Genomic DNA, 12006 nt, shown 5'->3' with positions numbered 1-12006 from the left:
GGAAACAACCTTTTATCCATCTAAATACCATATTTATCGCCTCCAATATAATATTGCATCTTTTCCATTATTTGGCAAAACCTTTGTTAACAGTGCCTAGTTTATATCAAAAATTAATTGAGAAGCTTTACCTGATACTCACTATCCTTAAGCATGAAGTAAATAGCATCATTACCAGTTAGTATTGGCTCAACCTCTATAGTACCATTCGCATCTTTTTTCTGTGTTATTTTATGGGACTTAAAATTATACTCCATAAAATTTCCCTCCTTATTCATAATTAACAAGCCCCCACTTATTGGTACAGGAGTATACCAATGCAAGATATTTCTTTTCATATGCTGGTTTATTACCTCGTTATTCAAATTAATGGAAAGCACAGTAACACCAGTATTTTTATCTAAGGCAATTAAATTACTAACCATATCTACAAAATATAGCATGCCGTTACATTCAGAGACATAAGTTTGCGGTATATATCTAGCATACCAGAGCACCAAAATACCTTTTTCGAGCAATCTTAGAGCATAAATTGAATCAGCCGAATAAACATAAAGCAAAGATGGGTCATGTTTATCAACTGTTAAAAAACTTTCTATAAAATTTGAATTTTGAACCCGACTAATACCGCTGATTACGTTATTAGATATCATATCATGCGAGTACAGCAGTTGACCAGACGTAAGTGAGACACAATTAAGGAAATTATTATCCATATAAAGAATCATATCTTTATATGCATATATCTTTTTTATTTGAATAATTTGTGGGTTGAAGTTACTTGATGGAGCACTCCATATCACTTTCCCAGTTTTCTGATCGATTGCAAAGATCTCATTAGAGATGGTCTGCACTATAACCTTACCCTCTAAGATTAGAGGTTTTGAACGCACCCTTTGGGCAAGGTCACACCTCCATATCACAAAACCAGTAATAGCATCGAGACATATGACATCTTTAGCACCATACGTTATAAATAGCGCGTTACTGTTATATGACATAGAGCCATAAGGTAGGTCTCTATTAGAAAACCCAAGCTTTCTTTTCCACAGCAGCTTTTTACTTTCCAAATTAAAAGACAATACATTTGCATTATCATCAAGGACAAATAAATCACTACCTACTACTAATGGCTTAGTTAATGGTGATGTATATCTACTTTTATAGAGATCGAGCAGTTTATTATCCATAAATGAAAACGTTCTCCCCGTATCACAGTTCAATTTTCTATTTTCACGCACCTTTTTAGGCTCATTTATGAAACTCACCCTCTCACCACTTATCTCTTTATCTTTTTTATTACATGATGATGCCAGGAAAGAAAAAAGTACTAACAAAAAAACCGTAACCCTCATCAGAAATTTTTTTGAAAAATGAAAAACATTAAACTCATAACAATAATCTTCTAAAAGAGCAACCGTTACAAACAGATGCAGCAGCGCTTTGTGATATTAAAAACAAGCTAAACCCAAGAGACCAAATCTCCAAACAAACAAAACCACTACTGTATACACAACCATTAAGAACCCAGTACATAGACCAGCAATACTACCACTAAGTACATTGCAGCCTATGTACAAGAGCCCTTTAACTTAAGCTATCATTTTTAAGACGCTTGAGTGTATAGCGTACTCTTATCACCCTCTTGACCAAAATTCCCACTACCCATCACAAGAACATCAACAGAACCAAGCTCCGTTACTTCAATTTTGTTTTCCATATTATGCATTAAATAAAAAATATATCATTAATGTATGTTATTTTTTATGGATGACTAGAATTCGATCTTCCCAACGTCCACCGTCCTTACCTTCATTCTTACCTTTACCACCACCCATCACAAGAGCATCAACAGAGCCAAGCTCCGTTACTTCAATTTTGTTTTCCATAGTCATCTTTATTTAATCACGTAATCGGTTAGAACCCGGACCCTCGGAATAATCCCCACCACCCCCCATCACAAGAGCATCAACAGAGCCAAGCTCCGTTACTTCAATTTTGTTTTCCATGTTAAAAATAATAAAAAATTAATGTTAATAACCCATGAAACTAATCAACTTCCAAAGCTTGCCAATATATTAACAAGCTTTAAGCTCATTATATTTCAAGATATTACCTTGCAATCATCAAACAATATCTAATTTATTGATTAATAACCGCAATTTAAATATCAATTGTGCAGCTAGGATATAACGGGCACTCTAGTTTTCTCGTTCTCACTTGTCCCGCCACCACCCCCCATCACAAGAGCATCAACAGAGCCAAGCTCCGTTACTTCAATTTTGTTTTCCATGTTATGCATTAAATAAAAAATATATCATTAATGTATGTTATTTTTATGATGACTAGGATCACTTTTCCCAGTATCCCTGACCAATACCTTCTTGAGCTCCTGTACCACCCCCCATCACAAGAGCATCAACAGAGCCAAGCTCCGTTACTTCAATTTTGTTTTCCATGTTAAAAATAATAAAAAATTAATGTTAATAACCCATGAAACTAATCAACTTCTAAAGCTTGCCAATATATTAACAAGCTTTAAGCTCATTATATTTCAAGATATTACCTTGTGGCCATCAAACAATATCTAATTTATTGATTAATAATCACAATTTAAATATCAATTGTGCAGCTAGGATATAAAGGGCGGTCTACGGCTATTAGAACTTTCAGTTATCTCACCACCACCCCACATCACAAGAACGTCAACAGAGCCAAGCTCCGTTAATTTAATTTTGCTTGTGTTTCTCTATTGCCGGAGTTACATTCTTGAGACCTTGTACCACCCCCCATCACAAGAGCATCCACAGAGCCAAGCTCCGTTACTTCAATTTTGTTTTCCATGTTAAAAATAATAAAAAATTAATGTTAATAACCCCTGAAACTAATCAACTTCTAAGGTTAGTCAACTTCTATAACATTAATATTCTTATTTTTCAAAAGATTAATTTATATGCGAAAATTAATTACAAATAAGTACAAGGTGATTTGATTATATTAAAATATCCGCAATATATTATTAGTTACTAAATAATCATCAATAGAACAAGCCACCAAAGAATGGCAGCTTGTTTGTAATTCATGCTTCAAGACCTAGGAAGAATCCAACCTTCCAAACTATTTCCCCACCCCCCATCACAAGAGCATCAACAGAGCCAAGCTCTACTATTTCAATTTTGTTTTCCATATTAAGTTACAATAAAAATTATGAGAATTTTTAGAGGCCTCTGATCTTTCTTAGTATATATATAATATTATTATCACATTTATAATGCAACGAATTATTTGAAATAAATTACTATTTATGCAATTTTGCTTTATAGAAATTCTAAAACTTAATACTAATGATAAAATTCCTTTATAGCACCCTACTAGAATATAGATTAAGGATCATATTATTTATAAGCTTTCAAATTATATCTGGCTTTATACCAATAATTATTGCCTGGTCCATTGCGGAATTAATTAATACTATATCAATAACTCATACCTGGATAATTGAAATCTTTATTTTTGTAGCCGTAATTGCAATACTTTTATCACTACAAGAAATCATATCATTAATCCATAATTTCTTATCATTTAGTATAGAAAGGAGGGTATCTCAAAAAATCAATCTAGCTTTTATGGAAAAGGTAGCACTATGGCCAGGAAACGATATATTCGAAGACCCAAAACTAAGAAGTAAACTCACTTTAGCAAAAGATGGTATAAATCGTGTAAATAATATCATATGGAGCGTATCAAGTACATTGAGGGGCTTTTTCTCACTTCTACCAGCTATTTTTGCTTCTTTTATATTTACATGGTGGATTCCCACAGTACTACTTTTAACCGTCATACCAATGATGTATGTAATGGTTAAATCTCAACATAAAGTCTGGAACGTATATAGCGACCATGCCGAGCTATTCAAAAATTTACATATAAAAGAACATTGCCTTACTTCCGATGAATTTTCAAAAGAATTAAGACTTTATGGAATGCAGGCACGCCTGCTAGAACAATGGAAAAAAGATAACGAATATATTACAAATAAGCTTGGTCACCTTAGAAAATACGCATTAATAAAAACTTTATTTTGGTGCTTACCATGTATTATAGGGCTTAGCGTTAGCTTGTTTTATATAGTAAGCGGGGCAATACATGGCTCATTTAGCCTTGGTAATTTAAGCTTTCTTTTAAGCCTCATAGTACAATTTATAAGCAGTTCCCTACATTTGTTATATGGAGTAATAGAGCTACTTGGCATCAAGTTATCAATCTTACCATTAATCACTCTTCTCAAAACAAAATACGAAGAGATTAAGAAAGAGAATAAAATCCCAGAGCACTCGGATATCTTGCTGGAATTTAAAAATGTATCATTTTCATATGGTAATGGAAATGTATTACATAACTTAAATTTCCAACTTAAAACCGGGCAAAGCCTTGCAATAGTAGGCGAAAATGGAGCTGGAAAAAGTACATTAGTAAAGCTTATATCTCGCTTTTATAAACCAAGTTCAGGAACAATATTTTGGAAAGGTGTTGATATAAATACCATTAATAGGAATGAGTATTACAAACAAATCTCAGCAGTCTTTCAGGATTTTGCAAAATTTCCACTCTCAATACGAGAAAATATTGACCCTGGACAACTTTCCACAAAAGATGATAACCTTCGCCCCATACTAGTAATGGTAGATTTATCCAATATTAAAGATAATCTAGATTTAATATTATCAAGACAACTTAAAGGCGGAATAGAATTATCAGGCGGGCAATGGCAAAGATTAGCCATAGCTAGAACCTTACTCTCTTATAAACATGGGGTCGATTTGGTTATTTTTGATGAACCAACATCAGCACTAGATGCCAATATAGAATATAGTATAGCAAACCACCTAACTGAAGTGATGAAGAATACTACATCTATAATAATAAGCCATAGACTTTCCCTTAGTAAATTAGCAGATAAAATAATAGTGATAGAAAATGGTAAAATTATAGAAAGCGGAAATCATAACGATCTCATCAAATCAGGTGGTATATATAGCTCAATGTTCCAAAAGCAAGCAGATACCTATATTCGCTCTTAGATTATATAATCTATGCTCTCTATCTTTGCATTAAGATGATTTAAATAATATTTACGTATTTTGAGAAATTTTTAAGGCTGGTATTTAGATAAAAAATAACTATTGTCAATGCATAATTTTATCAGCAGCGTTGTTCTTAAACAAATGAATTTCCAGGATATCATATTGAATTTACAAAGATTTTGGGCAGATGAAGGCTGCGTGGTACTACAGCCTTATGATACAGAAGTTGGAGCAGGCACCTCTCATCCAGCTACTACAATCAGGTGCCTTTCTGAAATAAATTGGGATGTATGCTATGTTCAAGGATGCAGAAGACCACAAGATGGCAGGTACGCACAGAACCCTAACAGACTGCAGCATTATTATCAATTCCAAGTAATACTCAAGCCATCCAGGGATAATGCTCAATCCTTATACTTAGAAAGCTTAAAAAGCATTGGAATCAACCCCTGCATCAATGATATAAGATTTATAGAGGATGATTGGGCCAATCCCACTCTTGGAGCCTGGGGCTTAGGATGGGAAGTATGGTGTAATGGTATGGAGATAACACAATTCACATATATGCAACAAATAGCAGGGATCTCTTGCTCACCAGTACCAGTTGAGATAACTTATGGCCTTGAGAGAATTGCAATGCATGTTCAAAAAAAAGATACAATTTGGGACATAATTTGGAATAAAACAGGCCTTACGTACAAAGATATATTCCTAGATAGTGAAAAGCAGTCATGTGCATTTAATTTTGAATATGCTGATACTGAGATTTTAAAGAAAAATTTTGAAGATCTTATAACTCAATCTACAAACCTGCTCTCCGTAAAACTAACTTATCCCGCATATGAATTTTGCCTAAAAGCCTCTCATACATTTAATATATTAGAAGCTAGAAAAGTTCTTGGCGTTACAGAAAGGGCTCATTATATTTCTCGATTAAGAAAATTATCAAAAGAATGTTGCGGCCAAACTATAGGATATACAGAAAAACAGCACGAATCTGGAATTGTCCAACAAAGATGATATTAAAGCTGCATAAAGCTATGCAGTATATATGCCAAGCTCTTCAGCGCGCTCTAATCATTTGCCAACCTTCGAATATTCGGAATATAGCATCGCCACATGAACGCCTATAGCATAGAGCCAACCGTAGATTATCAGATAGTTATAGTAAATTTTATCTTCAACCGTACTTCAGTAACATTGTTATAGCAATACTATTCTGTTATATTCACTTTTTTAAAAATCTTTTTAGGGATGAGTAAGGAAGCTTTATATCAAGATTCGCTGGACTTCCACTCTTCAGGAAGACGTGGCAAAATTTCTATTGAACTCACAAAACCACTTGTTACACAAAGGTGCTTATCGCTCGCATATTCTCCTGGAGTTGCGGCTCCATGCCTTGAGATACAGAAAGATCAAGAACTTGCGTATAAATATACTTCAAAAGGAAATTTTGTTGCTGTTATTTCTAACGGTACCGCGGTACTTGGCCTTGGTAATTTAGGCGCACTTGCATCTAAGCCTGTAATGGAAGGAAAGGCCGCCCTATTTAAAAGGTTTGCAGATATAGATGGAATAGATATCGAAGTTTGTACTGAGGATCCAGATAAATTCGTCGAATCTGTTAGATATATAGCTGATTCATGGGGAGGTATCAATCTAGAAGATATAAAAGCCCCGGAATGCTTTATCATAGAAGAGAAATTAAAGCGTCTACTTAATATCCCTGTTTTTCACGATGATCAGCATGGTACGGCAATAGTGGTTGCAGCTGGCTTGATAAACGCCCTTGGAATTGTTGGAAAGGATATTGCAAATGCGAAAATTGTTGTAAATGGGGCCGGTGCCGCTGCCATCGCATGCATAGAGCTTATAAAATATTTAGGAGTAAGAGATGATAATTTGATAGCTTGTGATACTAAGGGCGTTATCTATAAAGGTAGGAGCGAGGGGATGAACAAGTGGAAAGAAAAACATGCCTCTTCTACTAAGTGCCGTACGTTAGAGGAAGCTTTTGATGGGGCGGATGTCTTTTTAGGCCTTTCACAGAAAGGCGCTGTTAGCAAAAATATGATAAAAAAGATGGGTGATAAACCCATAATATTTGCTATGGCTAATCCAGATCCAGAAATTACACCTGAGGAAATTAAAGAAGTTAGGGATGATGCAATTATTGCAACTGGTAGATCTGATTATAATAATCAGATCAATAATGTAATGTGTTTCCCTTATATGTTCAGGGGGGCATTAGATGTCCGTGCGACTGTTATAAATAACGAAATGAAGGTAGCTGCAGCTCAAGCAATAGCAGACCTTGCAAGACAACCAGTTACAGTAGAAGTTTCAGATGCTTATTCTGGAAAAAGACATGAATTTGGCCCAGAATATATAATCCCTGTTCCTTTTGATTCTAGGTTAATAAGAGAAATTCCTGCCGCTGTTGCAAAAGCTGCAATGGAAACTGGTGTTGCAAAAAACCCTATAAACGATTTCTATAAGTATAAGCAGGAGCTGATGGCCAGAATCAGTCCTAGGGCAGGAATTATGAATAAGTTTTTTAAGAACTTAAGGCAAAATCCTAAAAAGGTGATATTTTCCATTCATGATGAAGAAATTTCTGCCAAATCTGCTGTACACTGGTCCACTGAAGGATATGGAGAGGCAGTATTAGTAGGAAATTCTGAGAGACTTGATAAGCTTGTAAGAAAAATTTGTAAAGGTACTCATCCGAAAGGCTTAGTAATAGCTGATTCCAAACTAGATAAGGATGTACCATTATATTCATCCCATCTTTACGAAAAGATGCAGAGAAAAGGAGTGAACACCGATGATGCACATAATCTAGTTCTTAGTAATAATACTCTATTCGCCTCTGAGCTCCTTGTACATGGTAATGCAGATGCACTTGTTGCTGGAACAAATAAGGGTTTTATATCAACGCTTAAATATGTTTCTAGGGTGGTTGATAGAAAAAAAATGCTTTGCAATATTTCTGTACTTTCCAAAGGTGGGAGAACAATCTTTATTACTGATACAGCAATAAATGAAAATCCAAGAGCAGAGGATCTTGCAGAAATAGCAATTGTCGCCGCAAATGAGATAAAAAGAATAGGGCATACACCTAGGGTCGCATTCCTTTCTTTTTCAAACTTTGGAAATCCCTCAAATAGAGGAGCTACAACTATACTAAAAGCTCTAGATATTATGAATTCTAAAAACCTCGATTTTGAATTTGATGGCGAGCTTACAGCAAATGTTGCATTGAACGCACAAATTTTATTAAAATATCCTTTCACAAAACTGAGCAATTCTGCTAACCTCTTGGTCATGCCTTCTTTGCAGGCCGCTCATATATCTGTAAAATTATTGCAGGAATTTGGCGATGCGATACTTATAGCTAATATATTATGTGGGTTTGATAAGAGGGTCCAGATAGTTCAAGCGTTTTCGTCCGTTTCTGAAGTTATAAATGCAGCGACTATCGCTGTCTCTAGTTAGTTTTTATTTGTTGTATGTCGCTGCACTACGGTTACGTAGCCTTTCTCTTTTTCTTTGCTTTTCTTATTTTTTTAGATTTTAGCGTAAGCAATAAGGTTAAGGGGGGCAGCATATCTTATAGAGTATCTGCTATTATAACTGCAGCTTGCTTTACAATTGCCATGATTTTTGCTCTTGGGATATACCTGTTCTCAAGTAAGGAGGATTCGTTACTTTTCATAACAGGATACCTTATAGAATTTTCACTGAGCATAGACAATATTTTTATATTTATACTTATTTTTCAAAAGTTTAATATTAATGATAAGGCGCAGCGGCGTGTACTAACCATAGGGATTCTAAGCGCAATAGTATTGCGCTTTTTTGCAATATCATTTGGGATAGGAATCTTGGAAAAAATGTCATGGCTCTTTTATGCATTTGGTCTAATATTAATATATGGTGGAATTAGCATAATAAAAGATAGAGGCACCTCTGATAAAAAGGAATTGGGTAAATTTACCGATTCCCTAATAAGAAAATTTTTTAGAATTACTGATTCTGAAAGTGATAAGTTTATAGTTAGAAAGAAAGGTAAATTATATTTTACAAACTTATTTATCGCCCTCATTTTAATTGAAAAATCCGATATAATATTTGCCGCAGATTCCATACCTGTTATCTTATCAATAACTAACGATGTATTCATAGTTTTTACATCTAATATGTTTGCTATTCTTGGAATGCGCTCTATGTATTTTCTTGTTAGTAATTTTAGTAAAAAATTTATATATATCAGGTATGGTTTGGCTGTTATATTGATATATATGGGTATTAAGATGATTTTTGCCCGTCTTGGCTTTGTTTTTTTTCCTTTGCTTTCTATAGCCGTTATTGCATTTTCATTTATAATTCCTATATGTATCTCACTGAAGAATGGATGCTCTGTAAAAAAAGATGTCTCAAATTGAAATATTACAAAGATTAATAAGATGTCAAAGCGTTACACCTAAAGATGATGGTGCGATGAATTTGGTAAAAACTATACTTGAAGGCATTGGATTTTCAGTAAAGATTGTACATTTTGGAGAGAGTGATGATAGGGTCTTAAACCTATATGCAAAATTTGGAAGCGGAAGCAAAAATGTTTGTTTTGCTGGACATGTTGATGTTGTACCTGCTGGTGATGGCTGGTCCCATGATCCATTCTCTGGACATATAGAAAATGGAAAATTATATGGGAGAGGTGCTGTCGACATGAAAGGCGCAATAGCATCTGCGATATATGCGGTTGATAGCTTTATAAAAAAAGGAATAAAAAAAGATATAACAATTAGTTTTCTTCTTACAGGTGATGAAGAAGGCATTGCTATTAACGGAACAAAAAAAATGTTAGATTGGCTTTTAAAGCAAAACGAAAAGATAGATATATGTATCTTAGGAGAGCCAACAAGCCACATAGCACTTTGTGATACCATAAAGGTTGGAGCAAGAGGTAGCATAACTTTTGATTTAGTAGTGCATGGTAAACAGGGGCATGTTGCTTATGAGCATTTAAACCCAATAGATATAATGGCACAAATTGCTTTGGAGCTTACTAATTATAAATTTAACGATGGAGATGCATTATTCCAGGATTCAAATCTTGAATTTACTTCATTAATTTCTGACAGTAAGGCAGAAAATCTTGTGCCAAATATTGCTAAAGCAAGGTTTAACGTACGTTTCCCTATAAGTAGAACAGCTAATGATATAGCTGAATTAATAACAAACACATGTAAGAAATGCTATAGCAACATAGATATAAAATGGCATAGCAGCGGAGGGGCGTTTCTTGCACAACATGCTAATATCTCTAAAATTGCATCTAACGCTATTGAATCTATTATGGGGTTTAAGCCACAAATTAACACCTTTGGTGGCACATCTGATGCTAGATTTATTATTAAAAATTGCCAAGAGGTAATAGAGCTTGGTCTGTTTACAAAAATGGCTCACAGAGTTGACGAATATGCGGAACTAATGGATATTGAGAAACTATCTAATATCTATTTAAAAATTCTTGAATTGATATAAAGATTAATATTTTATAGTTTGATAAAATGAGATGGATCGATATCGAAGATATAGTGCTATGTTTAGAGGATGAATACCCTACTATTGATATTAATAGTATAACTTTTCCAAAACTCATGATGATGATAGAAAGCCTACCTGGCTTTTCACCTGAAGATACGAAATGTAATGAAAAAATACTTGAAGCAGTACAATCTGCATGGCTTGAAGAAAGAGAATGAGTAGAGAAAAGTTTATACAAAGCGTTTTTACTAATGTTGCAGATAAGTATGACTTAATGAATGATTTAATGAGTTTTGGCATACATAGGATTTGGAAAAAAAAATTCGTTTCTCACATTCCACAGGATAGCCATATTTCTCTTATAGATGTTGCTGGTGGCACGTGTGATATTACCAAACTTTTCCTTAAAAAGAATAATCTCCCGCAAAATGTAGTTGTATGTGATAAAAATGCATCCATGCTTAAGATTGGAAAAGCCAAATTAATTGATCAAGGGATCATGCCAAAACATAATGTATCATTTATTGAAGCGGATGCCCAAGAGATGCCGTTTGATGATAATAGCTTTGATTGTTATGTTGTTGCATTTGGGATTAGAAATATGCCTAATATTTCTAAAGTATTATCTGAGGCATATAGGATATTAAAACCATGTGGGAAATTCTTATGTTTAGAATTTTCTAACGTTAATAATCCGGTAACTTTTTCATTATATGATTTTTACTCACGCAATATAATACCTAATATTGGTCATTTTATAGCAGGCAGTAAAGAAAGTTATGAATATCTTGTAGATAGCATAAGAACATTTCCAGATGCAGATAGTTTTTTGGAAATGATAAATATGGCTGGATTTAAACTATCAAAATATATCAAAATGACCTCTGGCATTGTAGCAGTACACTGGGGATATAAATGATCTATAAAACTTTATGTAATAAGGTTAAGTAAAATCCACTTCTGTAATTTAAAAAAATAAAATCTTAATTTGAAATGTATAATACATTCACTTTTCCACACACTATAGTGATTTAAGCTAAACTATAGCACACCCAGCATAGTTACTAATCCAAATTAAAGATTCGCTATAGTAACCTAAGTTGAGATTTGCGTACAGATAAGTGATATTCAAAGGAAAATGCCAGCATGATACAGATTTTCGTAAGGAAGTTATAACATATGTAAATAGAGGTATAGCTAAGTCAGTATAAAACGTCATATAAAATAGGAGTTAAGAAGCTAGAGTGATTAGGCACTGTTAACAAAGGTTGTATTTAATAGATGCTAAAGCTATAAAGGCAAGGAAAGAGAGATCGGATTTCTCAAATCGTAATGCTAAGCGTCGATTTTCTTTGAGTTTAGCGAA

General features: G+C 33.9%; 9 protein-coding genes. 7 read left to right on the top strand and 2 right to left on the bottom strand.

The window, feature by feature from the left end:
- Positions 1 to 113 precede the first annotated feature (113 nt).
- Together Cyrtocomes_RS03260 and Cyrtocomes_RS03255 are read right to left on the bottom strand one after the other, a co-directional pair.
- A complete protein-coding gene (locus Cyrtocomes_RS03260) occupies positions 114 to 1355 on the bottom strand; it encodes a PQQ-binding-like beta-propeller repeat protein (protein WP_322497773.1) in 1242 nt (413 codons plus the stop codon).
- Between the two features lie 402 nt (positions 1356 to 1757).
- Entirely contained in the window at positions 1758 to 1889 is a 132-nt protein-coding gene (locus Cyrtocomes_RS03255; protein ID WP_322497772.1) for a hypothetical protein, read from the bottom strand.
- Positions 1890 to 3344: 1455 nt separating this feature from the next.
- Between Cyrtocomes_RS03255 and Cyrtocomes_RS03250 the strand changes: the two genes are divergently transcribed.
- The 7 genes from Cyrtocomes_RS03250 (at position 3345) to Cyrtocomes_RS03220 (ending at position 11559) form a co-directional block, all read left to right on the top strand.
- Complete coding sequence (locus Cyrtocomes_RS03250; RefSeq protein WP_322497771.1) at positions 3345 to 5081, top strand: ABC transporter ATP-binding protein; 1737 nt, start codon at positions 3345 to 3347, stop codon at positions 5079 to 5081.
- 108 nt (positions 5082 to 5189) lie between these two features.
- Complete coding sequence (locus Cyrtocomes_RS03245) at positions 5190 to 6104, top strand: glycine--tRNA ligase subunit alpha (protein ID WP_322497774.1); 915 nt, start codon at positions 5190 to 5192, stop codon at positions 6102 to 6104.
- 234 nt (positions 6105 to 6338) lie between these two features.
- Complete coding sequence (locus tag Cyrtocomes_RS03240; RefSeq protein WP_322497770.1) at positions 6339 to 8582, top strand: NADP-dependent malic enzyme; 2244 nt, start codon at positions 6339 to 6341, stop codon at positions 8580 to 8582.
- Positions 8583 to 8596: 14 nt separating this feature from the next.
- Entirely contained in the window at positions 8597 to 9532 is a 936-nt protein-coding gene (locus Cyrtocomes_RS03235) for a TerC/Alx family metal homeostasis membrane protein (protein WP_322497769.1), read from the top strand.
- Positions 9519 to 10637 carry a succinyl-diaminopimelate desuccinylase gene (gene dapE, locus Cyrtocomes_RS03230; RefSeq protein WP_322497768.1) on the top strand — a complete coding sequence of 373 codons (1119 nt, stop codon included), beginning with the start codon at positions 9519 to 9521 and terminating at the stop codon, positions 10635 to 10637. The genes Cyrtocomes_RS03235 and dapE overlap by 14 nt, the downstream gene beginning before the upstream one ends.
- A gap of 26 nt (positions 10638 to 10663) precedes the next feature.
- Positions 10664 to 10858, top strand: coding sequence for a Fe-S cluster assembly protein IscX (iscX, locus tag Cyrtocomes_RS03225; protein ID WP_322497767.1), 195 nt, complete (start codon positions 10664 to 10666; stop codon positions 10856 to 10858).
- Complete coding sequence (locus Cyrtocomes_RS03220) at positions 10855 to 11559, top strand: class I SAM-dependent methyltransferase (RefSeq protein WP_322497766.1); 705 nt, start codon at positions 10855 to 10857, stop codon at positions 11557 to 11559. The genes iscX and Cyrtocomes_RS03220 overlap by 4 nt, the downstream gene beginning before the upstream one ends.
- Positions 11560 to 12006: the final 447 nt, after the last annotated feature.

The organism is Candidatus Cyrtobacter comes (assembly GCF_034470605.1).
Lineage (GTDB): Bacteria > Pseudomonadota > Alphaproteobacteria > Rickettsiales > Midichloriaceae > Cyrtobacter > Cyrtobacter comes.
Note: the sequence above shows the minus strand (reverse complement) of the source record. Positions and strands in the feature narration are given on the sequence as shown.